We start from the raw sequence: 24,694 nt of genomic DNA, 5'->3' as shown, positions 1-24,694 counted from the left end.
CGGACGGGACGCACCCTGGTCGCCGTCGCGATCGGGGTCGCGGTCATCGCCGCGCTGTTCGTGATCGACGCGGTCGCTCCGACGCTCTTCCCCGCCTCCCTGCCCACCCGGGCGCAGGACGGGCTGACGCTCGCGATCAGCGTCCTGATCGAGTCGCTGCCGTTCGTCGCGCTCGGCGTCGTGCTCTCGATCGTCGTGCAGGTGTGGGTGCCACCCGGAGCGATCGAACGGTGGATGCCGCGCCGGGCGTGGGCGCGCCGCATGGTGCTCTCGCTCCTCGGCATGCTCATCCCGGTGTGCGAGTGCGGCAATGTCCCGTTCGCCCGCGGACTCCTCATGCGCGGGTTCACCGTCCCGGAGACCCTCACGTTCCTGATCGCCGCGCCGGTCGTGAATCCCATCGTGATCATCACGACGAACCAGGCGTTCGGCTTCAGCGACGGCATCCTGATCGCCCGTCTGCTCGGCGGGTACGCGATCGCGAACCTGATCGGCTGGCTCTACAGCCGCCACCCCGACCCGGACGCCCTGCTGACGGACCGGTTCCGCGACACGTGCGAGCTCGTGCTCGACGAGCCCGGCGGCCGGGGCCGCCGCAGCCTCGCGCAGTTCGTGATCGAGCTGCGCGCCGTGATGCCGGCCCTCGTGATCGGATCGGCGCTCGCCGGCGCGGTGCAGGTGCTCATTCCGCGCGAGGCGCTCCTGGCGATCGGATCGAACCCGGCACTGTCGATCGTGGCGATGATGGCGCTCGCGATGGTCGTGTCGATCTGCTCGAACGTCGACGCGTTCTTCGCGCTGTCGTTCGCGTCGACCTTCACTCCGGGCTCGATCGTCGCGTTCCTGCTCGTCGGACCCCTCGTGGACATCAAGATGCTCGCGCTCATGCGCACGACCTTCACGACCCGCACCCTCGCGGGGCTCGTGGTGATCGTGGTGCTCTCGGCGTTCGCGATCGGATCGGTGGTGAACCTCCTTGCGTAAGGCGGGCTTCGTGGGCACGAGGTGGCTGGGCGTGGGGCTGGCCGCGCTCCTGGCGGTGTTCACGATCGGCCTCGCCCTGACCGGACGTCTCGCGCTGTACATCAACCCGGACTCGGCCTGGTTCGCGGTCGGCATGGCGGTCCTCGTGCTCGTCGGTGCGGCGCTGAGCTTCGCGCTGCCGCTCGGGGCCGAAGCCGACCACGGGCACGACCACGGCGATCATCCCGAGTCCGACACGCACACGCACGAACACGCGCACCCGGCACACCCCGTCGCCTTGGCGGCCACGGTGGCCGGGGGCGTCGCGGCGTCCGGCGTCGTGGTGCTCACGCTGCTCCTGCCGCCGGCGTCGCTGTCGGCCGAGCTCGCGATGTCGCGCGACGTCGGGGCTCCGCCGCTGTTCGCGGGGGCGGATGCCGTCACCCTGGCCTCGACCGGCGACACGGCGTCGTTCGGGGTGGGGGAGTGGGCCACCGTGTTCGCCACCGCGACGAACCCGGACGCGTTCGACGGCGACACCGTGACCCTGACCGGCTTCGTGACCCCCGCCGACGGCGGCAGCGGATTCGACCTCACCCGTCTGGTGATCACGCACTGCGTGATCGACGCGCAGCCGGCGAGCGTCCCCGTGACCGCGAGCACCGCGGACTTCGACACCGGACAGTGGGTCACGATCACCGGGACGATCCGCTCGACGACGGCCGGGGGCCTGGAGATCGACGCCACCGCCGTCGACCCGATCGACGAGCCGTCCGACCCGTATGAGTACTGACACGCGCGCCGGCCGTGCGCGCAAGCGGCGCGGGCGGGTGTTCCTCGGCACGTTCGCGATCGTCGCGGCGACCCTCGCCGCGGTCGGGCTCGTCGGCGCGGCCGCCGGCGTCGCGCAGGGGCCGCGGGTCTCGGGCGTGCAGGTGGATCCGGCCGCCGCGGTGGCGGCATCCGGATCACGTCTGATCGTCACCACGTCGCAGTCCCTCGCCGAGGTCGACCCCGCGCAGGTGACCGTCAGCCCCGCGACGCCGTTCACCGTGGACACATCGGGCCGGAGCGTCGGCGTGCGGTTCACGCTGCCGCTCTTCGACGACACCGAGTACACCGTGACCTTCCGGGACATCGAGGGCCGCGGCGGCGGGCCGGCGGCGACGTTCACGCAGACGTTCCAGACGCCGTCGACCCACGTCTACCTGCTGCAGCGGACCTCGAGCGGCGACACGATCTTCCGCACCGACCTCACCGGCGAAGAAGCCGTGCCGGTCTTCCGCAACGACCACATCGAGGACTTCCGCGCGACCTCGAGCCACCTGGTCGTCTCGGTGCTCGACGGCGACGAATCCGCCCTGATCGTCACGGATCTCTACGGCGACTCCGAGCGCGAGCTGCCGCTGCCCGGTGACGGCTTCGTCTCGAATCTGCAGAGCGCCGACCGCGGCGAGCTCATCGGCTACACGTTCTCGGACGCGGATCTGGGCGCGGGAGGCGGCCTGGAGAGCGCCCTGTTCACGGCCTCGCTCAAGGAGAGTGAAGCGGATGCCGATCCCACGCCCGTGGCCGTCACCGGCGCCGATGAGCGGGTCGCGGAGTGGCGCTTCGTGCCCGACACCGACAGCATCCTGCTGCTGTCCTTCGACGGATCGCTGCTGCTGACCGGTTCGTCGGGCGAAGGTGCCACCGCGCTCGGCGACGCGCTCGCGATCGAGGGGATCGCGCGCGGTTCGTCCGAGGCGATCGTCGCGCGGTTCGAGGGCATGAAGGTCATCGACCTCGCCGACGCATCCGAGACCGACCTCGTCGCCCCCGACGCCGATCTCGGGCTCCGCGGAGCGATCACGCCGATCCCCGGGGGCGGCACGGTCCGCGTCGGGGCCCCGACGGACGACGCCGGTCTTCCGGTGAGCACGACGGTCGCCGCGGTGGACGCCGACGGGGCCACGATCGAGCTCATGGACCTCCCCGCGGGTGATGTCGTCCTGCAGACGTGCGTGTCGCCGAGCGGTCGGTATGCCGCCGTCCTGGTCGCACCCGACATCGTGCAGAATCCCTACGACCGGTACCGCCTCCCCCTGCCGAGCGAACTCGAGTCGCGGATCGTCGAGATCGGCACCGGCAAGAGCGTCGTCACCCTCGCCGGGTTCGACATGTCCTGGTGCCAGGTGCCGCCCGGATGACCGAGGCACTGCGTCCCGTCACCCGTGCGGATGTCGCCGCGCTGCCGCTCGAGGTCGCCCCGAGGCTTCTCGGCGGAGTCCTGGAGACGCGGGTCGACGGGGTCCGGGTCGCCGTGCGGATCACCGAGGTCGAGGCGTACCACGGGCTCGGGACGGGTCCGGTGCCCGATCCCGGCTCTCACGCCCGCATGGGCCCCACCCCGCGCAACGCGACGATGTGGGGCGAACCCGGTCACCTCTACGTGTACTTGAGTCACGGCATCCATTCGTGCGTGAACGTGGTGTGCGGACCGGTGGACGTCGCCGGGGGGATCCTGCTGCGCGCCGGCGAGGTCATCTCGGGGACGGATGCCGCACGTCGGCGCCGCCCGGCGGCGACCCGCGACCGCGACCTCGCGCGCGGCCCCGGTCGCCTGGGCGCCGCGGTGGGATTGCGGCATCCGGTCCACGACGGCATCGACGCCGTGACCGGGCGCGAGCTGGCCGGCGCGACGGCGTGCCTGTCGGTCCCCGTCGTTCCTGTCTCGGAGATCTCCACCGGTCCGAGGGTGGGTGTCGCCGGCCACGCCGGCACGAGCGCCTTTCCGTGGCGCTTCTGGATCGCGGGGGATCCGACCGTCTCGGCGTTCCGGTGGGGAAGGGGAGCGGCGGAGCAGGCCGGGACCGCCCCCGTGCTAGACTGACTCTTTGTCTGCGCGCACTCCAGCACGCAGTTCGTACCCTTCCTCCTTCTGCGGCCCTCATCGGCCGCGTTCGGCGTGGGGGTGCAGACAAGGGATCTTGGGTGGGACCGTCCGGTCCCACGGTATTCAGGAGGAGAGAACCATGGCAGCAGTGTGCCAGGTGACCGGAGCGGTTCCCGGCTTCGGTCACAGCATTTCGCACTCGCACCGCCGGACGAAGCGCCGCTTCGACCCCAACGTGCAGAAGAAGACGTATTACGTGCCGTCGCTGGGCCGCAACATCAAGCTCAACGTCTCGGCCAAGGGCATCAAGGTGATCGACGCACGCGGCATCGAGTCCGTCGTCCGTGACCTGCAGGCGAAGGGTGTGAAGCTCTGATGGCCAAGAAGGCTCAGGACGTCCGTCCGATCATCAAGCTGCGTTCGACCGCGGGCACGGGGTACACCTACGTGACGCGCAAGAACCGCCGCAACAACCCCGACCGCATCGTGCTGAAGAAGTACGACCCGGTCATCCGCAAGCACGTCGACTTCCGAGAGGAGCGCTGATCACATGGCCAAGAAGAGCAAGATCGCGCGCAACGAGCAGCGCAAGGTGGTCGTCGACCGCTACGCGACGAAGCGCGCCGAACTGAAGAAGGCCCTCGTCGACCCGACGAGCACCGACGAGCAGCGCGAGGCCGCTCGTATCGGCCTGCAGAAGCTGCCCCGCAACGCGTCGCCCGTGCGTCTGCGTTCGCGCGACGTCATCGACGGCCGCCCGCGCGGTGTGCTGACGAAGTTCGGCATCTCGCGTGTCCGCTTCCGCGACATGGCGCACCGTGGCGAGCTGCCCGGCGTGACCAAGTCCAGCTGGTAAGCACCCGCTTTCCGCCCGAAGGCCCGGCGTTCCTCGGAACGCCGGGCCTTCGGCATCCCCGGAAGAGCGGGACGCTGTCACACCAGTCACAGAAGTCACATCAGTCACAGCGACACGCCGGTCGGCCACGTCAAGCGGGGCGCAAATCCGCGGAATTCCGCGGAACGTGGGTATATTCGGGACCGGTCTACACGACCAGCCGGAGGCATCCGTCTCCGGTCCGAGCAATGACAGGCGGCATCCTCGCCGCCTCGGAGGACAACCACATGGCTGACAAGTCCATCACCAAGACCGAACTCGTCGCGAGCATCGCCAGCGCGACGGGCCAGAGCCAGGCCGCTGTGTCGGGTGTGCTCGACTCCCTCTTCTCCACGGTCTCCGAGGCCGTCGCCAAGGGCAGCAAGGTCTCGATCCCGGGCTGGATCTCGTTCGAGCAGGTCGAGACCTCCGCTCGCACGGGCCGCAACCCCCAGACCGGCGCCGAGATCAAGATCCCGGCCGGCAAGCGCGTCAAGGTCACCGCGGGCTCGAAGCTCAAGGCCGCCGTCAAGTAATCCGACGTTCTTCCAGAAGGGGGATGCCGCACCCGCGGCATCCCCCTTCTGCATGCCCGCCGCCCACTCGGCTCTCGGGTCCGCGCTCAGGCCGGGAGCCTAGGCTGGACGGGTGACCTCCACCCCGACTCTCCGCGAGGCCGGCGCGCGCCGCGGACTGCCGGCGGACCGGGCCACGGCACTGCGCATCGCCGGACCGGCGATCCTCGTGGTCGCGGCCGTCGTGGCCCTGATCTGGGGCCTCATCGTCGGCGGTGGCGCCGCGCCGCTCGTGATCGGCGATCCGGGTCCGCTCGTGCGCTGGGGTCTGCCGACCGCGACGCTCGCGGTCAACCTCTCCGCCGCCGGCATGGTGGGCGCGCTCGTGGTCGCCCTGTTCAGCCTGAAGGCCGGCGACCGGTCGTTCGATGCGGCCTTGGATACGGCATCCGTCTCGGCGGCGATCTTCACGCTCGCCGCGGCGACCACGGGCTTCTTCACGTTCGTCAACGCGTTCAATCCGGCAGTCGGCCTCGGCCCCGAGTTCGGCGCCCAGCTCGGACGGTTCCTCGTCGAGACCGAGGGCGGTCGCACCTGGCTGCTCACCGCGATCGCCGGCGCCGCGATCACGGTGCTCGCGTTCGCCGTGCGCTCGTGGACGCCGACCCTGTTCGTGGCGATCCTCGCGATCGCGGCCATGGTGCCGATGGGCACGCAAGGCCACTCGGGTGAGGAGGCGAACCACAACGCCGCCGTCATGGCGATCATCCTGCACATCATCGCCGCCGCCGTCTGGCTCGGCGGGCTCGTGCTGCTCGTCGTGATCCGCCCGATCCTCGAGCGGGAGCACGGCCGTGACGGCATCGCCGCGGCGCTCTCGCGGTACTCCAGCATCGCGCTCGCCGCGTTCGTCGTCGTCGCGGTGTCGGGAACCGTGCGGGCGAGCATCGGCGTCGGCGCCTGGGAGAACCTGGCCTCGCCGTACGGCGCGATCCTCCTCGTCAAGGTCGGCGCGCTCATCGCCCTCGGCATCTTGGGCGCCTGGTATCGCAAGCGCATGATCGGCCGGCTCGCGGCGGCGGACGCCGCCTCGCGGCTCTTCTGGGGACTCGTCGTGCTCGAGCTGGCGTTCATGGGGATCGCGAGCGGCGCCGCTGCGGCGCTCGGTCGCACCGCGCCCCCGACGACCTCCGCGCTTCCGGAAGTGCGCACTCCCGCCGAGTACCTGACCGGTGCGGCGCTGCCTCCCGAGCTCACGCTCGAACGCTGGTTCACGTCGTGGAACGTCGACCTGCTGTGGGCGTTCGCCGCCGGATTCGGGATCTTCCTCTATCTCGCGGGCGTATGGAGGCTGCGCCGCCGCGGCGACGCGTGGCCTCTCTTCCGCACGATCCTGTGGGTCGCCGGTCTCGCACTGCTGTTCTGGGTGACATGCGGCCCCGTGAACGCGTACCAGGACTACCTGTTCAGCGTGCACATGGTCGGACACATGCTGCTGACGATGGCGATCCCGCTGCTCCTGGTGGCAGGGGCGCCCGTCACGCTGGCAGCGCGCGCGATCCACAAGCGCACCGACGGCACGCGCGGCGGCCGCGAGTGGATCCTGTGGGCCGTGCACTCCCCGGTCGCCCGTGTCCTCACCAACCCGTTCGTCGCGGCGGGCCTGTTCGTCGGGTCGCTGTGGGTCTTCTACTTCACCGACCTGTTCCGGTGGTCGCTCTACGACCACCTCGGGCACGAGTGGATGACCGCGCACTTCCTCATCACGGGATACCTGTTCGTGCTGACCCTGATCGGCATCGACCCGGTGCCGTACCGGCTGCCGTACGCCGGACGCCTCGTGCTCCTGATCGCGGTCATGGCGATCCACGCGTTCTTCGGCATCGCGATCATGAGCCAGTCCGGTCTCATGGTCGCCGAGTGGTTCGGCGCGATGGGCCGGATGTGGGGGCCGACCCCGCTCGAGGACCAGTACATCGGCGGCGGCGTCGCCTGGTCGATCGGCGAACTCCCCACCCTCATCCTCGCGGTGACCGTCGCGATCCAGTGGAGCCGCAGCGACGACCGCGCGCAGAAGCGTGCGGACCGCCACGCCGACCGCACCGGCGATGCCGAGCTGGAGGCCTACAACGCCCAGCTCGCGGCGCTCGCGGAGCGAGACGCGCAGCGTCGGTAGCCCCCGACCTCAGCTGGGTCCGCCGATCGTGATCGACGCCGTGCCGTCGGGGAGGACGGCGATCGTCCCGGTCACGAGGAACGGCACGTCCTCGGAGACATCCTCCACCGAGCCGTCGAAGAGCGAGCGGATGCCGACATCGATGTGCGCGACCGCCTCGGCAGGCGGGATCCGCCAGTCGGCACCCTCGGGCACGACCGTCACGGTCGGCTGGGTGAGGATCGACCACACCGGCGGCTCGGTGATGCGGTCCTGCACGACGTAGCCGAACGGGCACGCCGTGGGCTGCAGCACCTGCTGGGTCGCGCACGCGGTGAGGTACTCCTCGACCCGCTGCTGCACGATCGCGACGAACTCCGGCGTGGGCTGGGCCTGCAGATCGACCGGGACCTTCGCGAGCGGGCTGTCGGAGAGGACGGCGACGCCCGGGGTGGCGGAGATCGGACTGTCGACCGAGACGGAGTAGATGCCCGGCGAGAAGACGAGGAGCGACACGGGAGCAGAGGGGTCGGCATCCGTCCCCTCCGGGGAGACCTGACGCTTGTCCAGCGCGAAGCCGTTCACCTCGAACGTCATCGAGCCCTTCACCGCGACGTCCATGAGCGCAAGGGGGCTGCGCGCGAACGTCCAGGTCGGGGCGACGCCGATCCATCCGTCGCGGGCGACTTCGAACGTCGTCGACCCGGCGTAGGCGCCCGCGCGGTAGGTGGTGGTGATCAGGACCGTGCCGTCCTCGCGGACCGTTTCCGGACCGATCTGCACATCGGTCAGCGTCGCGAGAGCCGCGGAGCGCAGCAGGGCATCGGATGCCGATGCCGGCAGCCCGGCGGCTTCGAGCTCGGCCGAGTCCACGGCGACGCCCGGAACGGTCAGCGCGTCGGCGGCATGGCCGGCGGAGAGGAGATCGAGGTAGCGCTGGACGAAGGCGGTGGGGCTGTAGAACTCGCGGTAGATCGCGGCGGCACCGGCCGAGATCGCGGCGATCAGCAGCACTCCGATGATCGCGAGCAGGGTCAGATCGACGCCGAGGCGGCGGCGTCCGTTCGTCGTCTGCACGCCCCCAGTCTAAGAAGGCCGGCTGCGACGATCACGGATGCCGTCATCCGCCGTCGCGCGGGGACTGTGCACGGCGTGCCCCCGTGCGGCGGCGGGTCGTTAGCATGAATCAGTGAACACGCCGCCGCTCTCCGCCGAGCAGGAGGCTCTGTTCCGCCTGATCGAGGATACCCGCGAGCACGTGTTCGTCACCGGCCGCGCCGGCACCGGCAAGTCCACGCTCCTGCAGCACCTCGCCTGGAACACGTCGAAGCAGATCGCGGTCTGCGCGCCGACCGGCGTGGCCGCCCTCAACGTGGAGGGGCAGACGATCCACTCGCTGTTCCGCCTTCCGATCGGACTGATCGCGAACGGGCAGATCGATCAGACCGACGCGACGCGCAAGATCCTCAACGCGATCGACACGCTCGTGATCGACGAGATCTCGATGGTCAACGCCGATTTGATGGACGGTATCGACCGGTCGCTGCGGCAGGCGCGCGGGCGTCGTGCCGAGCCTTTCGGCGGCGTGCAGATCGTCATGTTCGGCGATCCGTACCAGCTCGCGCCGGTGCCGCCGCGGGGGGACGAGGCGCGCTACATCAGCGACCACTACCGGTCGTTCTGGTTCTTCGACGCGAAAGTGTGGGTCGGCAGCGTCGGCGGCGACGGGCTGATGGACATCGGCGCGTACGGGGCCGACCTCAACATCCGCGAACTCGTGGACATCCACCGGCAGGCGGACCCGGCGTTCAAGGCGATGCTCAACGCCGTGCGCTACGGACGCGTGACGGCCGACATCGCGCAGATCCTGAACGACACCGGGGCCCGCACACCGCCCGACCCCGCCGACGGGGAACACCCCGTGATCACGCTCGCGACCCGCAACGACATCGTCAACAGCATCAACCGGAGGCACCTGGGCGAACTGGTCGGGCGCGAGCAGACCGCGTCGGCCGAGATCAGCGGTGACTTCGGGCGCGGGGACGCGTCCTACCCGGCCGATGTCGACCTCAAGCTCAAGGTCGGCGCCCAGGTCATGTTCCTGCGCAACGACACCGGATCCTTCGGCGAGCCGCCGCGCTGGGTCAACGGGACGATCGGAACGGTCGTGCGGATCGCCGGCGGAACGGTGCGGGTCGAGGTCGACGGGCAGCAGTTCGACGTCGAACCGGCGGTGTGGGAGAGATTCCGCTACGCCTACGACCCCGGCTCCAAGCAGCTCACCCGCGAGATCGTGGCCGAATTCACCCAGTTCCCCCTCCGCCTCGCGTGGGCCGTGACGATCCACAAGAGCCAGGGCAAGACGTACGACCGCGCCGTCGTCGACCTCGGGTCGGGCGCGTTCGCCCCCGGACAGACCTATGTCGCGCTCTCCCGACTCACCTCGCTCGACGGCCTCTACCTCAGCAGGCCGCTGCGCCCGAGCGACATCCGCGTCGACCCCGACGTGCAGCGCTTCATGGCCGGCGTCCGCGCCTCGGCGTCGTGACGGCCCGCCGCAGGCTGAAAGCTCGCAGACACCACGGCGGGCAGTGAGGGAAGCGCGGCATCCGTGTGTTTGAATTCAATGCAGCTATCTGGGGGTGAAGGATGCGGGTTCGACCCACACGAGGGCGTGTCGCGCTCGCCGTCGCGGCGATCGCCGCGCTCACCCTGACGGTCGCGGGCTGCACCGCCGATGAGAAGGTGACGCTCGATCTGCCGCCCCAGGTCGATGCCGCCTTCCCCGAGGAGACGGCGCAGCAGCTGCAGGACGCGATCGCTCAGGCGATGACGGCATCGCGCTCCTCAGGCGCGATCGTGGGGGTCTGGGCGCCGTGGAGCGGGTCGCTCGTCACCGGCGTCGGCGTCGAATCGGCGACGAGTTCGAAGCCGGTCACCGACGACATGCAGTTCCGGGCGGCGCAGGTCACGCGGGCCATGACGTGCGACGTACTGTACTCCGTCGCCGATGAAGGTCTCGTGCGGCTGAAGGACCCGGTGTCGAAGTGGGTTTCGGGCTTCCCCGACCTCTCGGATGTGACCCTCGGCGAGCTGTGCGACGGAACGTCCGGCATCGGGTCGTACAGCAGCCAGCTCTCCGGCCTGTTCCTGGCCAACCCGGCGCGGGTGTGGAACCCGCGCGAGCTCGCGAGCTATGGCGTCGGCCAGCCTCGTCAAGGCGAGCCGGGCGCCGCCTACCGCGACTCCGATGCCGGCTACGTGCTTCTCGGCCTCGCGCTCGAGCGCGCGACCGGCAAGAGCGCCGCGCAGCTTCTGCAGGACTACGTGGCCGAGCCGTTGGATCTGACCGCGACGCGGCTGCCCGGCGAGAAGGCCGCCGCCCCCTCGACGTCGGGATCCGTGCTGAAGGGTCACCACTCCTCGCCCGGCGCGGACGGGGCGATGAACTGCACCGAGCCGATGGACATCACGTCGCTGTCCGCGAGCATCGGCTACACCGATGCCGGCGTGGTCACCGACATCCGCGACCTCGGCCGGTACGCGCAGGCGCTCGCGACCGGCGCGCTGCTGCCGGAGGGCGTCGACCGCATCGAGAACCCGCTGCCGGTCTACGGCGGGGCGCCGTCCTGGTATACGGCGGACGGCGGAACGCTGCAGGCCGGCACACTCATCGGGCAGTTCGGCTCGGTGCCCGGCTATGCCACCGCCGCGTTCTCCGACCCGTCGTCGGGCCTGACCGTCGCGGTCGTGCTGAACAACTCCGGTGGCGGCGGCGGCTTCGCCGAATACCTCGCGTGGGAGCTCGCGGCGATCGCCTCGAAGGCGCCCGCGTCCGGAGGCGCGACCGCGCCCGACGCGGGGCTCCCGTGGACCGCTCAGCAGTACCACGACCAGATCGCCGCCGCCGCGATCTGCGCCGCGCCCGCGGCGTGACCTCGCGGCGGTGACCATCCGCTCGGGGACGACGCCCGCGATCGCGCTCGTCGTGGTGGGCCTGGCCTGCCAAGAGGTCGGGGCAGCGCTCGCGGTCCTGCTCTTCCCCGAGGTCGGCCCGCTCGGCATGGTGATGCTGCGGCTCGTCTTCTCCGCGGTCCTCCTGCTTCTCATCGCCCGGCCCGGTCTGCGTGGACACACGCGCGACGGCTGGCTCGCCGTGCTCGGCTTCGGCCTGGTCCTCGCGCTCATGAACGCCCTGTTCTACCTCGCGCTCGCCCGTCTTCCGCTCGGAGTGACCGTCACGATCGAAGTGCTCGGTCCGCTCGTGCTCTCGATCGTCGCCAGCAAGCGGCGCTCGGCGTGGCTGTGGGCGGTCCTGGCCTTCGCGGGAGTCGTCGCGCTCGCCGGCGGGAGATGGGACCGGCTCGATCCGCTCGGCGTCCTGTTCGCCCTGGGTGCCGCAGCGAGCTGGGCGTTCTACATCCTCGCCTCCGCCCGGGTCGGGCGTGAGTTCCGCGGGCTCGACGGCCTCGCCCTCGCGATGAGCGCCGGCGCGCTCATCGCGCTGCCGTTCGGCATCCTCACCGCCGGATCCGCGCTCCTGCGCCCCGACCTGCTCGCGCTCGGAGCCGCCGTCGCCGTGCTGTCCTCCACGATCCCGTACGCGCTCGAGCTCATCGCCCTGCGGCGACTGCCGGCCGCGGTGTTCGCGATCCTGATGAGCCTGTCACCGGCGACCGCGGCCCTGGCGGGCTGGCTGCTGCTGGGTCAGGACCTGACGTTGCTGGAGGTCTGCGGGATCGCGCTCGTGATCACGGCGAGCATCGGCGCGGTGCGGGCCTCGTCGCGCGCGGCGGCGCGGCAGCAGGAGCCGCTCGCGTAGCCGGCTCAGTCGAAGCGGCTCGTCGCGAGGCGGTGGAGGGCCAGGGCGAGCGAGAGACGCACCTTCCCGCGCGGGGAGCGGATGTCGAAGCCGAGGACGTCGGAGTACTGACCCGCGCGCGCCTGGACGGTCGAGTGGTGGAGACCCGTCTCGACGCTTGCCGCGCGGAGGCTCTCGGTCGTGGCGATCGCATCGAGCAGCGCGGCAGCACCGGGGTGCGCGGCGACGAGATCGGACAGCGCCGCGGCGTCCGGCATCGTGTGCGATGCCTCGTCCGCGACCCGTGCCAGCGGCAGCAGCGCACCGAGCTCGGCGGCGTCGACGACGGGTTCGCGCGGCGAGGACAGACGGAGCGCGACGAGCGCGGACGCCCACGATTCGGGCAACCAAGCGGGCGCGGTCGGGATGCCTATCCCCGTGCGCGGCTGCCGCTGTCTCTTGTCCCCGTCGCGCGCGTCGTCGCAGTCGGCCGTGCCGTCGCTGTCGGCGGCGAGTATGGCGCGCACCGGACCGTAGGGGGTTCCGACCACGACGACGGGCACTCGGCCGGTGGGGACGGCGGGCTCGGCATCCGGAGTCGCGACGATGCGGTAGCGCGCCCGCACGTCCACGTGGAGCCGCTTCGCGGCATCCGAGCGGGCCTCCGCGGAAGCCTGGTCGTCGATGATCGTCTGAAGGGCGCGGCGGGACGCCGCTGCCGGGGACGTGCGCTCGTAGGCGATTCCCGCGGCGATCGCGAGGCGCTCGAGGATCATCTCATCGTTCGCGTGCGCGGGGCCCGTGCGCTCGATCCAGACGACGCCGCCGTCCTCGAACGAGCGCGACGGCCAGTCGCCGGGGGGAGCCACCATGCGGGCGCCGGTGGCGTCGACCCGCATGGTCTTGCCGCCGACCGTCTGCCCCGCCGCGCAGCCGCTCAGGATCGCGGCGCCCCGCAGCAGAACTTCGGTCGTCGCGTGGCCGTTGACGAGCGCGTCGAAGTACGCGATGACCTTGAGCGTCTCGGTGGCCTCGGCGTCAACCGCCGTGAGGCGCCCGACGAGTTCCTGCATCTTCGCCGCCTCGAGTGGACTTCTGCCCCACCTTAGCCCGTGGCGGATGGGGCAGAAGCGGGCTCACGCGCCGAGTATGCGGCGGAGCCAGTCCAGGCGCGCCGCGCGGGCGCGGAGCGACAGGGCCGCCTGGGGGGCCATCGCGTCGAAGCCGTGGAAGCCGCCGGGCCAGACGTGCAGTTCGGCGACGCCGCCCTGCTCCCAGATCCTCACGGCGTAGGCGACGTCCTCGTCGCGGAACACCTCGGCGCTGGCGACGTCGATGAAGGCGGGCGGCAGGTTCGTCAGGTCGGCGGCTCGGGCGGGGGCGGCGTAGATCGAGACGGCATCCGTCTTGCGGCGGTCGCCGAGCAAGGCGTCCCAGCCGGTGTCGTTGCTGCCGCGATCCCACACGCCGAACCCGTCGACCTGGTGGCTGGACGCCGTCTCGTTGCGGTCGTCGAGCATCGGGTAGATGAGCAGCTGTCCGGCCAGCGCAGGTCCGCCGAGGTCGCGCGCCGTGAGGGTGACGCCCGCGGCGAGCCCGCCGCCGGCGCTGGCGCCGCCGATCACGATCCGGTCCGGGTCGATACCGAGCTCGTCGGCGTGCGCCGCGGTCCACACCAGACCCGCATAGCAGTCGTCCACGGGCGCGGGGTCGGGGTTCTCCGGCGCGAGCCGGTACTCGACCGACACCACGACGGCATCGAGCTCCACGACCCAGTTCAGGTACTCCTCGGCGCCGGTGAAGCGGTCGCCGAGGATCATCCCGCCGCCGTGGGTGTGGAAGATGCCCGGGCCCGGCGCGACGTGGTCGGTGCGCGTGAAGATCGACAGCGTGATGTCGGGTGCACCAGCGGGACCGGGCACACGGTGCTCCTCGTGCCGGATCGGTCGATCGCCGATGAGCTCGTCGATCGGCGTCGCGAGCAGTCCTCCCTGGCGCATCGGCGCGATCATCTCCGGCGTGAGCGTCGGGGGAAGCATCTCGCCGAGCGCGGCCAGGACCGCGCCGAGCTCCACGTCGAACGGCGGAGCGGGGTGGGTGTGCGTCATGTGGACCTCCGTTGGTCGGGGGTCACGGCGTCGTGACCTGACTCCATGATCGGGTTGGTGAGGGGTGGGGTGAACCGCCACCGGGGCGCAGATCCGGTTCGTCGTTCCGCCAGATGGCGGTTGGCCGATCAGGTGCAGGGGGCCGCAGTGGCGGCATCCGTTGTCGTGATCTCCTCCACGACGGCCACGGCCGCCGGCCAGAAGCGCTCGTAGTGCTGAGGATCGTCGTTGACTTGCGTGCGGTGGGCGACGAGCGTCGGCTCGAGAGCGTCGCGCTCGGGCTGGGGGACGCTCTCGGCCATCGCGTTGTAGAACAGGGTGGCGGCGGTCGGCGGATCGAGGCGCTGCTCGCGGGTTCCCCAGTCGTCCTGCTGCTGGAAGAGGCCGATCGACGTGGTCGGTGAGCCGTCGGGATTGCGGACGCCGCTGGTCTCCCAGTCGCCGTAGGGGAGGTTGCGGAGCGACGACTCGCCCATCGCGGTCATGACGGCGATCGTCTGGTCCCGGGTCGACATGCCCAGACCCGCGCCCACCGAGATGATCGTGGACGCGTTGCACAGCTGCTCGGCGTCGAATGCGGTCACCGGACCGGTCGACCGGGCCCCATCTGAGAACGCGCCGCCGATGAGCGCGACGAAAGCGGCGATCAGCACGGCGACGATCGCCGTCCCCACCAGGCTCGCACGGCGCGTCATCCCGCCATCGTGTCACCGGTCGCTGGGAGGGGCGTGGGGGTGCCTGGCTCGCGGCACGCCGTCGTCCTCGCGGCACGTGGTGCCCGGGGGGCCGGGAGGCGCGGCGCGGGCCGAGCGCCCGGCGTGGCGGGTGGGGCCCGCCCGGGGCGGATCGTTTCGGACGGCATCCACACGAATGCCCCGCTGCACCGACTTCGTCGGCACATCGGGGCATTGGAGGGGATGACGGGAATCGAACCCGCGCTATCAGCTTGGGAAGCTGAAGTTCTGCCATTGAACTACATCCCCGGAAACGCCCGGAGGCGTTCGGACCAGCATAACAACAACCCGCCACCGCCTACCGGGGCGGCCCTACACTGACCGTGTGAGCCGCCCTGAAGGCGACGGCGCCCCCTCGCGCCGCATCCCGATCCGTCCCCCGGCGACGTCCCAGTCCGCGAGCCGCGTGACGACGTTCGAGCTGTTCTTCGACCTGGTCTACGTCTTCGCGTTCACCCAGGTGTCGCGCCTCATGGCCGAGACGCACAGCGCGATCGGCATCCTCCAAGCGCTCATCATCCTGTCGCTCATGTGGTGGACCTGGGTCGGCTACAGCTGGATCTCGAACCAGGCCTCGGCCGATCAGCCGTTCCTGCGCACGGTCATGACGCTCGCGATGATCGCGGTCTTCATCGCCGCACTCACGATTCCGGAGGCGTACGAGGACCTCGAGGGCGGCTGGAACGGGCCCATCGTCTTCGCCACCGCCTATGCGGCCGTGCGGATCATCCACGTGACGTTGTACCTCGTGGTCGCGCGCGAGGACAGCGGGGTGCGCCGGCAGCTGCTGATCTTCCTGATCGCTCTGATTCCCGCGGTGACGCTCATCTTCGTCGGCGCACTCCTCGGAGGGCAGGCCCAGCTCTGGCTCTGGCTCGCCGGCATGATCTACGACCTCGGCGCCACGTGGGTCGGGTCGGCGCTCGGCCGCGGCTGGCGACTGCCCTCCGCCGAGCACTGGGCAGAGCGCCACGGTCTCGTGGTGATCCTCGCCCTCGGCGAATCGATCGTCGCGATCGGCGTCGGAGTCGCGCGCGAGCCGGTCGACCCGTTCATCATGCTCGGCGCGGCGGCATCCGTCGTCTTGTCGGTGCTGCTGTGGTGGTCCTACTTCGCCCGCCTTGCCGCCGCGGGAGAGCATGCGCTGACCACGCGCGACGAGTACGCGCGCGCGAGGCTCGGCGCGGACGCTTATTCGTACGCGCACTTCGTGATCATCGCGGGCATCATCGTGACCGCGCTCGGTATCGAGGACGCGATGAAGCACGTCGGCGACGCCGAGCCGTTCGGCTGGTTCGGAGCCACGGCGCTCGGGGCGGGCATCGCGATGTTCGCCGCGGGAACGGTTGTCTTCGCCCTGCTCGTGGGCGTGCGCCGCCCGATCATGCGGGCGGTCGAAGCCGTGGTGCTGCTCGCGGCGCTCCCGGTGCTCGCCGTCGTGCCGCCGCTCGCCGCGCTGGTGATCGCCGTCACCCTCACCGGCGCGATCGCGCTGACCGAGAGTGCGCTGCACCGGCGGGCCGAGGCGATGCGCCGCGCATAACTCCTGCATTCCGGGAGGCGGCGGGCAGCGACTGCCGCGGAATCCCGGGGGTCGCCGGCGCCCGCGCGCCCGAAATGCAGGAGTTGTGCGCAGCGATGCCGCCTAGGCTGGTCGCGTGCTGCTCTCAGACCGCGACATCCGCGCCGAAATCACCGCGAATCGCATCGGATTGGACCCGTGGGACCCGGCGATGGTGCAGCCGTCGAGCGTGGACGTCCGGCTCGACCGGTACTTCCGGCTGTTCGACAACCACAAGTACCCCTTCATCGACCCGGCCGAGGATCAGCCCGAGCTCACGCACCTCATCGAGACGCCCGCGAACGAGCCGTTCATCCTGCACCCGGGGGAGTTCGTGCTCGGCAGCACGTTCGAGCTCATCACCCTCCCCGATGACATCGCGGCGCGGCTGGAGGGCAAGTCCTCGCTCGGGCGCCTCGGGCTGCTCACCCACTCGACCGCCGGGTTCATCGACCCCGGCTTCTCGGGTCACGTGACCCTCGAGCTCTCGAACGTCGCGACCCTGCCGATCAAGCTCTGGCCCGGCATGAAGATCGGTCAGCTGTGCTTCTTCCGGCTGTCTTCGCCGACCGAGAACCCCTACGGATCCGGTCCCTACGGCAACCGCTATCAGGGGCAGCGCGGGCCGACGGCGTCGCGCTCGTTCCAGAATTTCCACCGGACCGACGTCGGCACGACGGATGCCGGGGCCCCGGGTGCCTGAGGCGGATGCGCTCCGCGCGGTGCGTGAAGCGAAGTACGTGCAGCTGACGACGTTCAAGCGCGATGGGACAGCCGTGCCGACGCCGGTGTGGTCGGTCGAGGATGCGGGCGCGCTGCTGGTGTGGACCGCGCGCGAGAGCGGCAAGGTCAAGCGCATCCGCCGCTCGGGCGAGGTGACCGTCGCGCCGTGCACCATGCGCGGCAAGGTCACCGGCGCGACGGTGTCCGGTCGGGCGGAGCTCCTCGACACGGCGGGCACGATCCACGTGCAGGACGCCCTCGGCCGCAAGTACGGCTGGCTCGGGAGGCTCTTCGTGCGCCGCGCGGTGCGCCGGGGCGGGCAGGACGCCGCGGCCGGCATCCGCATCACGCTCACCCCGTGACGTGACCCTGCTGCGTCGCGAGGAGACGGATCGGTCAGGGGCCCACCACCAGAGCGAGCGACGTGTCGCCGCACGCGATGACCTCCGCGCCGTCCGCCAGGTGCGCCTGCACCGCCGCCGGCACGGGTGCGCGTAAGGGCTCCAGCGCGTCGACGAGTCCCTCCCGGCGCAGGATCGAGCCCGGCTCGAGCCGCGTGTCCGTCGCCGTCACCACCCGGCCCGAGGCGTTCACGACCGCGACCTGCGTCGTGGAGGACCGCAGGAGCGGCAGCAGCTCCCGCTCCAGCCGGTCCACGAGCATGTCCATCCCCACCACGCCGAGCAGCCTCCCCCCGACCGAGACCGGTGTCGTGATCGTCACCGTGTAGTCGTCCGTGCACACGTAGTCCACGTACGGGCCGGTGACATGCCTCGTCCCGGTGCGTGCGGGCAGCCGCCACCACTCCAGGCTCGTGTAATCGCGGAACTGGTCGTTCGAAGGGTCGTCGATCGTCGCGAGACGCCGGATGCCGAGCACTCCGCCCAGCCACCACGCCAGGTGCCAGTGCGCGTCGGAGAGCAATCCCGGCGCGGCGACGAAACCGCTGCCGGTGACGAGTCCGTCCGCGGCGAGCGCGGGTTCGGCGAAGGACTGCACGATCGGGTCCAGCTCGGCCGCGCTCGGGGACGGATCGGCGTTGAGGTGCTCCTCGAGCGTGTCACGCCAGCGGTCGACGCGTGCGAACAGCTCGTCGATCGTGCTCGCCACCCGATCGGCGATCTGCACGGGAGTGAGCGCTGCGGTCGTGGTCACGGGTCCTCCTTCGCGGTGCGGTCCGCCGACGCCTCGAGCCGCACTTTCTCATCGACCAGCCACTCCAGGGCGGCCGTCGTCTGCGCGATCGTCGCGGCGCGAGCGGCGCCCGGGTCGGCGGCGCGGATCGCGTCGATCACCTCGAGCCTGCCGGCGATGCTGAGGTCACGGTACTCCCGCTCGCGCAGGCACAGCCAGAGCAGGGGACCTGCTTCGCTCTGCAGCCGCACTTCTTCGCGCACGAGCCGGGGGGACTGGCTGATCGCGGCCACTTCGAGGCGGAAGCGCCCGAGCGCGCGCCGGGCACCGCCGGCTGTGGAGGAGTCCGCGCCCTCGTGGACGGACAGGAGCGACTCGATGTCGTCCGCGCTCGCGCGGTCAGCGGCGACTTCGGCGGCCGTTCCCGCGATCGCCCCGACGTGCAGAGCGAGATCGCGCAGCTCGATGCGGGAGTGCCCGCGCAGACGCGACTCGAGCAGTCGGGCCGCGGCATCCCGGTCGTACGTGACGAAGCTGCCGCCGTCGCGTCCCCGGCGGGTGCGCACGAGACCGCGATCACGCATGCCCTCCAGCGCTTCGCGGGCGGTGACGACGGCGACGCCGAGACTGCGCGACAGCTCTGACTCGCTCGGCAGGCGTTCGCCGTCGCGGAGCACGCCGGACACGATCGCGTCCGTCAGTCGCTGCTCCACGAGCTCGGCTCTGCCGGAGCCGTCCAGGGGAGCGAACACGACGGAGCGGGCGGCGTCCTGGTGGCCCGTCGGGTTCGGCATGCGTGCGGCGCTCCCTCGCGTCAGACAGTGGACCCGGCATCCGTGACACGACCGTAACACGCAGACCCACTGTTATACATATGGATCCATATGATTTAGTAGCACCGACGTCGAAGGGGATCGTCATGACGGATCAGACAGCGAACACGCGCACGGACGCCGCCGCGCCGGTCATCCGCTTGCGCGGGCTGACGAAGCAGTTCAGCGCGGCGCACGGCGCGATCACGGCCGTCGATCACGTCGACCTCGAGATCGCTCCCGGCGAGTTCTTCTCGATGCTCGGCCCGTCGGGTTCGGGCAAGACCACGGTGCTCCGGCTCATCGCCGGTTTCGAGCGGCCGACATCCGGCACGATCGAGCTGTTCGGACAGGACGTCACCGGCAAGGCGCCGTTCGACCGCGACGTGAACACGGTCTTCCAGGACTACGCGCTCTTCCCGCACATGAGCGTGCTCGACAACGTGGCGTACGGCCTGCGCGTGCGAGGAGTGGGTCGCAAGGAGCGCCGGGAGCGCGCGGCGAAGGCCCTCGCGGGCGTGCGGCTGGAGAACATGGCCGATCGGAAGCCCTCGCAGCTGTCCGGGGGGCAGCGGCAGCGCGTCGCACTGGCCAGGGCCACGGTCGTGCAGCCCAAAGTCCTGCTGCTGGACGAGCCGCTGGGTGCCCTCGACCTCAAGCTGCGCGAGCAGATGCAGGTCGAGCTCAAGCAGATCCAACGCGACCTCGGCATCACATTCATCTTCGTCACGCACGATCAGGAGGAGGCCCTCACGCTCTCGGATCGGATCGCGGTGTTCAACGCGGGACGCATCGAACAGCTCGGCAGCCCGCGTGATCTCTACGAGCGCCCGGCCTCGCGCTTCGTTGCGGACTTCGTCGGCACGTCGAACCTGTTCGACGCCGAGCGCTCCGGCAGCCTGATCGGCCGGGAGGGCGAGCACACGATCCGTCCCGAGAAGCTCTCGCTCTCCTCCGAGCCGCGCGTGGGTGACGGCCTGCGCTCGGCTCCGGGAACCGTCGTCGAGACGATCTACGTCGGCAGCGGCATCCGTCGGGTGATCGATCTGGATGCCGGACTCCGTGTGACCGTGCTCGAACGGAACGACCGCTCGCGGTCGGAGGAGACGGATCGCGGCGACCGCGTCCACGTGAGCTGGCACGACGAGGACGTCGTCGCCCTGATCCCCCCGGGCACCTGACCCGGGATCATCCGCCGAGGCGTCCGCCCCGGCTCGCAGCACCGAGAGGAAGAACTATGAGGCACATCACACGGGGTGCGCGCGGCGCGGCCGTCGCCACCCTGGCGATCGGCGCGGTCGTCGCGCTCACCGCCTGCGGTACGAGCTCGGGCGGCAGCGCCGGTCCGACCGAGGCCGCCGACGAGCTCGGCGAGATGGAGGGCACGGTCTCGATCCTGGCGTGGCCCGGCTACGTCGAGGACGGCAGCAACGACCCCGCCGTGGACTGGGTGTCCGGCTTCGAGGAGCAGACCGGATGCATGGTCGAATCCAAGACGTACGGCACCTCCGACGAAGCGGTCAGCCTCATGAAGACAGGCGACTACGACGTGGTGGCGGCATCGGGCGACGCGACGCTGCGCCTGATCGCCGGCGGCGACGTCGCCCCGGTGAACACCGACCTGATCCCGAGCTACGCCGGCATCTTCGACTTCCTGAAGGACCAGGCGTGGAACTCGGTCGACGGCGTCTCGTACGGCGTCCCCCACGGCTACGGCGCGAACCTGCTCCTGTACAACACGGAGGTCGTCACCCCGGCCCCCACGTCCTGGGACATCGTGTTCGACAAGGCGTCGGAGTACACCGGCAAGGTCACCGCGTACGACTCGCCGATCTACATCGCCGACGCGGCGGTCTACCTGATGACCCACCAGCCCGAACTCGGCATCGAGAACCCGTACGCGCTGGACGAGGAGCAGTTCCAGGCGGCGGTCGACCTCCTGAAGGCGCAGCGCCCGCACATCAGCGAGTACTGGTCGGACTACCTGAAGGAGATCTCGGCGTTCGAGACCGGCGACTCGGTCGCGGGCACCACGTGGCAGGTCATCCAGAACGTCCTGGAAGGCGAGAGCGCGCCGACCGCCGTCGTGCTGCCCGAAGAGGGTGCGACCGGCTGGTCCGACACCTGGATGATCGCGTCGGCGGCCAAGAGCCCGAACTGCGCGTACGCGTGGCTGGATTGGATCGCGAGCCCCGAGACGAATGCGGCGGCCACGGCCTACTTCGGCGAGGCGCCCTCCAGCCAGGAGGCGTGCAACTTCCGTGACGACTGCGAGGCGTACCACGCCGGTGACGCCGAGTACGCGTCGCAGATCTGGTACTGGACCACGCCGATCGCGGAGTGCGTCGACGGTCGCACCGACGTGGAGTGCGTCGACTACTCCACCTGGACCGAAGCCTGGTCCGAGATCAAGGGCTGACCCCTTCCCGCCACCGGGGGCGGCGGACCCGAACCGCCGCCCCCGGTTCCCTCCCGGAGCACACATGACTTCCACCCCCGTGGCAGAGCGAGCGCCGTGCGCCGTGCCCCCGCCGCGCGACACCCCGCCGCGCCGGCTCTCGTCCTTCCTCACCGCCCACCCGCGGACGCGCCTGGCGCTGCTGCTGTCGGCGCCGCTGTTCTGGCTCGGCGTGGTCTACATCGTCGCGCTCGTGCTGCTGCTGGTGACGGCGTTCTGGAAGGTCGACGCCTTCACGGGCGAGATCGTCACCGAGTGGACGCTGGACAACATCATCACGGTCCTCACCGGCGCGCTCTACCAGACGGTCACGCTGCGCACGCTCGGCGTCGCGCTGCTCGTGACCCTGATCGACGTGCTCCTGGCTCTGCCGATCGCGTTCTACATGGCCAAGGTCGCCTCGCCGCGGGCGCAGCGGATCCTGCTGATCGCGGTGCTCATGCCGCTGTGGGCGAGCTATCTCGTGAAGGCGTACGCGTGGCGTTCCGTGCTCTCGCAGGACGGCATCCTCGAATGGATGCTGGCCCCTCTGGGCCTGCACACGCCCGGTTACGGCCTCACCGCCACGATCATCACGCTGTCCTACCTCTGGCTGCCGTACGTGATCCTGCCGATCTACGCGGGACTCGAGCGGGTTCCGGACTCGCTGCTCGAAGCATCCGCCGACCTCGGCGGCAAGACGTGGCGGACGCTCGGGAGCGTGGTGCTTCCGCTCGTCTTCCCCGCGATCATCGCCGGCACGATCTTCAGCTTCTCGCTGTCGCTCGGCGACTACATCACCGTCAACATCGTGGGCGGCGCGAATCAGATGCTCGGCAACCTCGTCTACACGAACGTCGGAGCGGCCAACAATCTGCCGCTCGCGGCGGCGATCGCGCTCATCCCGATCGTGATCATCTTCGGCTACCTCGCGATCGTGCGCCGCACGGGCGCCCTGAACAACCTCTAGGACGAACGCATGCGACTCGGAAGAACCGCACGGATCGTGCTGGGGGCCGTCACGGGGCTGATCCTCGTGGCGGTCTACGTACCGCTGGGTGTCGTGCTCATCAACTCGTTCTCGACCTCGACCTCGCTCACATGGCCGCCGCCCGGATTCACCCTGGAGTGGTGGGCGAAGGCGTTCCAGAGCGCCGGGGCGAGGGAGGCGGTGCTCACGAGCGTGCAGGTCGCGGTCGTCGCGACGCTCATCTCGCTCGTGCTCGGGACGCTGATCTCGATCGCGCTGCAGCGCTTCGAGTTCTTCGGGCGCGATGCGATCAGCCTGCTGGTGATCCTTCCGATCGCCCTGCCCGGAATCATCACGGGTATCGCGCTGAACAACTTCTTCCGCACGATCATGGGTGTACCGCTGTCGATCTGGACCGTGGTGATCGCGCACGCGACGTTCTGCATCGTCACGGTGTTCAACAACGTGATCGCGCGCCTGCGCCGCACCGGCACGTCGCTCGAGGAGGCCTCCGCCGATCTCGGGGCGGGGATCTGGACCACGTTCCGCCTCGTGACGTTCCCGCAGCTGCGCTCCGCGCTGCTGGCCGGTGGTCTGCTCGCCTTCGCCCTGAGCTTCGACGAGATCATCGTGACGACCTTCACCGCCGGATCCGGGGTCACGACACTGCCGATCTTCATCCTGAACAACATGTTCCGGCCCGCTCAAGCTCCGATCGTGTCGGTGATCGCGGTCGTGCTCGTGCTCGTCTCCATCATCCCGATCTATCTCGCCCAGCGCTTGTCCGGATCGGAGCAGACCCGGCGCTGACCGCTGCCTCGCGAGAGGGCGGTTCTGCAGGGTCGCCGCGGCATGCTGGCCTGAATTCGCGCCCTCTCGCGAGGGGCCGGTCGGTTCAGTCCGCCCCCAGACGCTCGAGACCGCCGGTCTGCGCCAGGATCGCGAACCGATCCGGCACGCCCCAGTGCTCGACGATGCGTCCGTCACGGACGGTCGCGACGTCGATCACGGTGAAGCGAACCTCGCGGCCCGTCGGGGGGCCGAGGAAGGGTCCCGTGTGGGTCCCGGTCGCTTCGGCGCGGACCCAGACCGTCTCGCCGTCTTCGGCGATGTCCGCGACGGTGAAGCGCAGATCGGGGAACGCTCCGTGGACCGTCCGGATGCCGCGCTTGACCTTCTCGATCGCGGCCGGCCCCTCGCCCGTCAAGCCGAACTGGTGCTCGATGAGGTCCGGGGCGCACAGCTCGTCGACGATGTCGGTGTCACCCGCGGCGAACCCCTCGTGCAGCATCCGCTCGACGACGTGCGCAGCGGGGGAGATGGTCTTCATGGTCACTCCTTCGCAGCAGTCATGCATTCAATGCAGCAATACTGCATTGTATGCAGTGGCTAGTCTGAACCTCATGACCGCGCCCGTCAAGGCCCCCCGCTCCACCTACCGGCAGGAGCAGGCGGAGGCGACCCGTGTCCGGATCGCCGATGCTGCACAGCGCCTGTTCGCTCGCGACGGCTACGGCTCGACGAGCATGGACGGCATCGCCCGCGAGGCGGGCGTCGCGCCGCGCACGGTGTACGCGGCTTTCCGCGCGAAGCGAGAGATCCTCTCGGTCATCTGCGAGCGGTGGCTCGAGCGGGCGGGAGCGCGGGAGCGCGCCCGCGCGGTGCTCGATCTGGACGATGGAGAACAGCGCGTCCGCGGAGCTGCGGCATGGCTCGTGGGTCTCTATGCGACGGACTTCGATGTGGTCCGCGTGCTCGATGCGGCCAGCGACGAGGATGAGGATACCCGCGGGCTGCTCGCCGCGAAGTTGCGCGGCCGGAACCGGGTGATGGATCAGCTCATCGCCTCTGCGGAGCCGGATCTCGCAGTGCCCCTCGCGGATGCGCAGGCGCTCTTCCGGGCGTACGCGGCGACCGGCGTCTACGCAGCGCTCGTCGTCGATGCCGGCTGGACTCCCGCGCGGTTCGAGGGCTGGCTGGCCGACACGCTCGTCGCGCAGCTGCTGCGCTGACGCCGTCGACTGCTGCCTCT

General features: G+C 70.4%; 27 protein-coding genes and 1 tRNA gene. 20 read left to right on the top strand and 8 right to left on the bottom strand.

Annotated elements, in window-relative coordinates; translation table 11 throughout:
* The first annotated feature begins 45 nt into the window (after positions 1 to 45).
* The 9 genes from AB0P18_RS01650 to AB0P18_RS01610 all read left to right on the top strand — a co-directional run bounded on the left by AB0P18_RS01650 (position 46) and on the right by AB0P18_RS01610 (position 7,403).
* Positions 46 to 984 carry a permease gene (locus AB0P18_RS01650; RefSeq protein ID WP_363359099.1) on the top strand — a complete coding sequence of 313 codons (939 nt, stop codon included), beginning with the start codon at positions 46 to 48 and terminating at the stop codon, positions 982 to 984.
* A 10-nt stretch (positions 985 to 994) separates the two neighbouring features.
* Entirely contained in the window at positions 995 to 1,756 is a 762-nt protein-coding gene (locus tag AB0P18_RS01645) for a TIGR03943 family protein (RefSeq protein WP_363358616.1), read from the top strand.
* Positions 1,746 to 3,152: a hypothetical protein gene (locus tag AB0P18_RS01640; RefSeq protein WP_363358614.1), complete on the top strand. Its 1,407-nt coding sequence runs from the start codon at positions 1,746 to 1,748 to the stop codon at positions 3,150 to 3,152. Before AB0P18_RS01645 ends, AB0P18_RS01640 begins: the two co-directional genes overlap by 11 nt.
* Positions 3,149 to 3,835, top strand: coding sequence for a DNA-3-methyladenine glycosylase (locus tag AB0P18_RS01635; protein ID WP_363358613.1), 687 nt, complete (start codon positions 3,149 to 3,151; stop codon positions 3,833 to 3,835). The genes AB0P18_RS01640 and AB0P18_RS01635 overlap by 4 nt, the downstream gene beginning before the upstream one ends.
* 142 nt (positions 3,836 to 3,977) lie before the next feature.
* Positions 3,978 to 4,214 carry a 50S ribosomal protein L28 gene (gene rpmB, locus AB0P18_RS01630; RefSeq protein ID WP_344050745.1) on the top strand — a complete coding sequence of 79 codons (237 nt, stop codon included), beginning with the start codon at positions 3,978 to 3,980 and terminating at the stop codon, positions 4,212 to 4,214.
* Positions 4,214 to 4,384, top strand: coding sequence for a 50S ribosomal protein L33 (gene rpmG, locus AB0P18_RS01625; protein ID WP_018173550.1), 171 nt, complete (start codon positions 4,214 to 4,216; stop codon positions 4,382 to 4,384). The genes rpmB and rpmG overlap by 1 nt, the downstream gene beginning before the upstream one ends.
* A gap of 4 nt (positions 4,385 to 4,388) precedes the next feature.
* On the top strand, positions 4,389 to 4,694 hold the full coding sequence (rpsN, locus tag AB0P18_RS01620; RefSeq protein WP_344050743.1) for a 30S ribosomal protein S14: 306 nt from the start codon (positions 4,389 to 4,391) through the stop codon (positions 4,692 to 4,694).
* A gap of 266 nt (positions 4,695 to 4,960) precedes the next feature.
* The gene (locus AB0P18_RS01615) at positions 4,961 to 5,248 is read left to right on the top strand and encodes an HU family DNA-binding protein (RefSeq protein ID WP_344050741.1); all 288 of its coding nucleotides are present in this window, start codon (positions 4,961 to 4,963) and stop codon (positions 5,246 to 5,248) included.
* 187 nt (positions 5,249 to 5,435) lie between these two features.
* On the top strand, positions 5,436 to 7,403 hold the full coding sequence (locus AB0P18_RS01610) for a cytochrome c oxidase assembly protein (protein ID WP_363359098.1): 1,968 nt from the start codon (positions 5,436 to 5,438) through the stop codon (positions 7,401 to 7,403).
* Positions 7,404 to 7,412: 9 nt separating this feature from the next.
* Here AB0P18_RS01610 and AB0P18_RS01605 read toward each other — a convergent pair whose 3' ends face one another.
* Complete coding sequence (locus AB0P18_RS01605; RefSeq protein ID WP_363358612.1) at positions 7,413 to 8,459, bottom strand: hypothetical protein; 1,047 nt, start codon at positions 8,457 to 8,459, stop codon at positions 7,413 to 7,415.
* Between the two features lie 112 nt (positions 8,460 to 8,571).
* Between AB0P18_RS01605 and AB0P18_RS01600 the strand changes: the two genes are divergently transcribed.
* From AB0P18_RS01600 to AB0P18_RS01590, 3 genes are all read left to right on the top strand, one after another.
* Positions 8,572 to 9,930: an AAA family ATPase gene (locus tag AB0P18_RS01600; protein ID WP_363358611.1), complete on the top strand. Its 1,359-nt coding sequence runs from the start codon at positions 8,572 to 8,574 to the stop codon at positions 9,928 to 9,930.
* A 101-nt stretch (positions 9,931 to 10,031) separates the two neighbouring features.
* Positions 10,032 to 11,318 (top strand): serine hydrolase domain-containing protein, encoded by a 1,287-nt coding sequence (locus AB0P18_RS01595; RefSeq protein WP_363358609.1) that lies wholly within the window; start codon positions 10,032 to 10,034, stop codon positions 11,316 to 11,318.
* A gap of 10 nt (positions 11,319 to 11,328) precedes the next feature.
* Positions 11,329 to 12,204 carry an EamA family transporter gene (locus AB0P18_RS01590; protein ID WP_363358608.1) on the top strand — a complete coding sequence of 292 codons (876 nt, stop codon included), beginning with the start codon at positions 11,329 to 11,331 and terminating at the stop codon, positions 12,202 to 12,204.
* Between the two features lie 5 nt (positions 12,205 to 12,209).
* On the opposite strand, the gene AB0P18_RS01585 is transcribed toward AB0P18_RS01590, so the two are convergent.
* From AB0P18_RS01585 to AB0P18_RS01570, 4 genes are all read right to left on the bottom strand, one after another.
* The gene (locus tag AB0P18_RS01585; RefSeq protein WP_363358607.1) at positions 12,210 to 13,256 is read right to left on the bottom strand and encodes a hypothetical protein; all 1,047 of its coding nucleotides are present in this window, start codon (positions 13,254 to 13,256) and stop codon (positions 12,210 to 12,212) included.
* A 63-nt stretch (positions 13,257 to 13,319) separates the two neighbouring features.
* Complete coding sequence (locus AB0P18_RS01580; RefSeq protein ID WP_363358606.1) at positions 13,320 to 14,291, bottom strand: alpha/beta hydrolase; 972 nt, start codon at positions 14,289 to 14,291, stop codon at positions 13,320 to 13,322.
* Between the two features lie 128 nt (positions 14,292 to 14,419).
* The gene (locus AB0P18_RS01575) at positions 14,420 to 14,986 is read right to left on the bottom strand and encodes a peptidase M23 (RefSeq protein WP_363358604.1); all 567 of its coding nucleotides are present in this window, start codon (positions 14,984 to 14,986) and stop codon (positions 14,420 to 14,422) included.
* Between the two features lie 214 nt (positions 14,987 to 15,200).
* Positions 15,201 to 15,274 (bottom strand) — tRNA-Gly (locus AB0P18_RS01570).
* A 76-nt stretch (positions 15,275 to 15,350) separates the two neighbouring features.
* On the opposite strand from AB0P18_RS01570, the gene AB0P18_RS01565 reads away from it, so the two are divergent.
* The 3 genes from AB0P18_RS01565 (at position 15,351) to AB0P18_RS01555 (ending at position 17,671) form a co-directional block, all read left to right on the top strand.
* Positions 15,351 to 16,568, top strand: coding sequence for a low temperature requirement protein A (locus AB0P18_RS01565; RefSeq protein WP_363358603.1), 1,218 nt, complete (start codon positions 15,351 to 15,353; stop codon positions 16,566 to 16,568).
* Positions 16,569 to 16,683: 115 nt separating this feature from the next.
* Positions 16,684 to 17,289: a dCTP deaminase gene (gene dcd, locus AB0P18_RS01560; RefSeq protein ID WP_344050529.1), complete on the top strand. Its 606-nt coding sequence runs from the start codon at positions 16,684 to 16,686 to the stop codon at positions 17,287 to 17,289.
* A complete protein-coding gene (locus tag AB0P18_RS01555) occupies positions 17,282 to 17,671 on the top strand; it encodes a PPOX class F420-dependent oxidoreductase (RefSeq protein ID WP_363358602.1) in 390 nt (129 codons plus the stop codon). Before dcd ends, AB0P18_RS01555 begins: the two co-directional genes overlap by 8 nt.
* Positions 17,672 to 17,705: 34 nt before the next feature.
* Here AB0P18_RS01555 and AB0P18_RS01550 read toward each other — a convergent pair whose 3' ends face one another.
* Positions 17,706 to 18,464, bottom strand: coding sequence for a cache domain-containing protein (locus tag AB0P18_RS01550; protein WP_363358601.1), 759 nt, complete (start codon positions 18,462 to 18,464; stop codon positions 17,706 to 17,708).
* Positions 18,461 to 19,237, bottom strand: a complete 777-nt coding sequence (locus tag AB0P18_RS01545) for a GntR family transcriptional regulator (protein ID WP_344050522.1) — start codon at positions 19,235 to 19,237, stop codon at positions 18,461 to 18,463. The genes AB0P18_RS01550 and AB0P18_RS01545 overlap by 4 nt, the downstream gene beginning before the upstream one ends.
* A gap of 125 nt (positions 19,238 to 19,362) precedes the next feature.
* Here AB0P18_RS01545 and AB0P18_RS01540 point away from each other — a divergent pair, with 125 nt between their 5' ends.
* From AB0P18_RS01540 to AB0P18_RS01525, 4 genes are all read left to right on the top strand, one after another.
* Positions 19,363 to 20,436 (top strand): ABC transporter ATP-binding protein, encoded by a 1,074-nt coding sequence (locus tag AB0P18_RS01540; protein WP_363358600.1) that lies wholly within the window; start codon positions 19,363 to 19,365, stop codon positions 20,434 to 20,436.
* Between the two features lie 56 nt (positions 20,437 to 20,492).
* Positions 20,493 to 21,674, top strand: coding sequence for an ABC transporter substrate-binding protein (locus AB0P18_RS01535; protein ID WP_344050518.1), 1,182 nt, complete (start codon positions 20,493 to 20,495; stop codon positions 21,672 to 21,674).
* 64 nt (positions 21,675 to 21,738) lie between these two features.
* The gene (locus AB0P18_RS01530; protein WP_363358599.1) at positions 21,739 to 22,662 is read left to right on the top strand and encodes an ABC transporter permease; all 924 of its coding nucleotides are present in this window, start codon (positions 21,739 to 21,741) and stop codon (positions 22,660 to 22,662) included.
* Between the two features lie 9 nt (positions 22,663 to 22,671).
* Positions 22,672 to 23,472: an ABC transporter permease gene (locus tag AB0P18_RS01525; RefSeq protein ID WP_344050514.1), complete on the top strand. Its 801-nt coding sequence runs from the start codon at positions 22,672 to 22,674 to the stop codon at positions 23,470 to 23,472.
* An 85-nt stretch (positions 23,473 to 23,557) separates the two neighbouring features.
* On the opposite strand, the gene AB0P18_RS01520 is transcribed toward AB0P18_RS01525, so the two are convergent.
* Positions 23,558 to 23,992 (bottom strand): ester cyclase, encoded by a 435-nt coding sequence (locus tag AB0P18_RS01520; protein ID WP_363358598.1) that lies wholly within the window; start codon positions 23,990 to 23,992, stop codon positions 23,558 to 23,560.
* 73 nt (positions 23,993 to 24,065) lie between these two features.
* Between AB0P18_RS01520 and AB0P18_RS01515 the strand changes: the two genes are divergently transcribed.
* A complete protein-coding gene (locus tag AB0P18_RS01515) occupies positions 24,066 to 24,674 on the top strand; it encodes a TetR/AcrR family transcriptional regulator (protein WP_363358597.1) in 609 nt (202 codons plus the stop codon).
* The last annotated feature ends 20 nt before the right edge of the window (positions 24,675 to 24,694 follow it).

Origin of the sequence: Microbacterium sp. NPDC064584 (assembly GCF_040687315.1) — a bacterium.
GTDB lineage: Bacteria > Actinomycetota > Actinomycetes > Actinomycetales > Microbacteriaceae > Microbacterium > Microbacterium lacus.
Note: the sequence above shows the minus strand (reverse complement) of the source record. Positions and strands in the feature narration are given on the sequence as shown.